1 protein-coding gene is annotated in these 814 nt (G+C 60.3%); it reads right to left on the minus strand.

Features of this window, described 5'->3' with window-relative positions:
• The coding region (locus MLGJGCBP_RS23260) for a phosphopantetheine-binding protein (RefSeq protein WP_328799586.1) at positions 1-685 on the minus strand (685 nt) is incomplete at its 3' end.
• Positions 686-814: the final 129 nt, after the last annotated feature.

The following is an 814-nucleotide window of genomic DNA, read 5'->3' on the forward strand; positions in this document are numbered from 1 at the left end:
CCGCAGAACCAGGCTCGAACCGATTCAAAAACCACATCCGAGACTGCGCCAACGACAACGGCACCCGCCCCGGACGCTGTTGCGCCACCAGCGGAACCCGACTGCCGGTGCCGACATGAGAATCCACGGCGGTCGCCAATTCAGCCACTGTCGAGGCGTCAAAGATCATTCCGACAAGAATCCTGATATCCAACGCCGCACCGATCCGGGATGCCGCCCTCGCCGCAATCAGCGAAGTGCCACCGAGATCAAAGAAGTCGTCGTCTGCACCCACTCGCTCGATCCCGAGAATCTCCGCGAACACCCCTGCAATCAATTCCTCGGTATGGGTCGACGGCGGTCGGAACTCGCGGGCGGCGAAAATCGGCTCCGGCAATGCCTCTCGGTCCAGCTTGCCTACCGGCGTCAAGGGAATCTCGTCCAACATCATGATGACCGCGGGCACCATATGCCGAGGGAGCGATTGTCGGACAAACGCTTCCAGTTGCGTTCCGTCGATTCTCGAACCTGAACGCGGCAGAGCGTACGACACCAGGACGGTCTCATCTGAAGGAAGACGACGACCAACAGTGGTTGCGAATTCCACATCGGGATGCGCAGCCAACGCTGCGTCGACCTCCCCCAGTTCGATCCGGAAACCGCGGATCTTGACCTGGAAGTCAGATCGCCCCACGTATTCGATCATGCCGTTCTCGCACCATCGGACAACGTCTCCTGTGCGATAAAGTCTTTCGCCCGCGTTTCCGAACGGGCTCGCCACAAAGCGTTCGGCCGTCAGGCCTGGACGGCGTAGATATCCGCGTGACAGTTGGAC

The organism is Rhodococcus sp. T7, assembly GCF_009872365.1.
Classification (GTDB): domain Bacteria; phylum Actinomycetota; class Actinomycetes; order Mycobacteriales; family Mycobacteriaceae; genus Rhodococcus_F.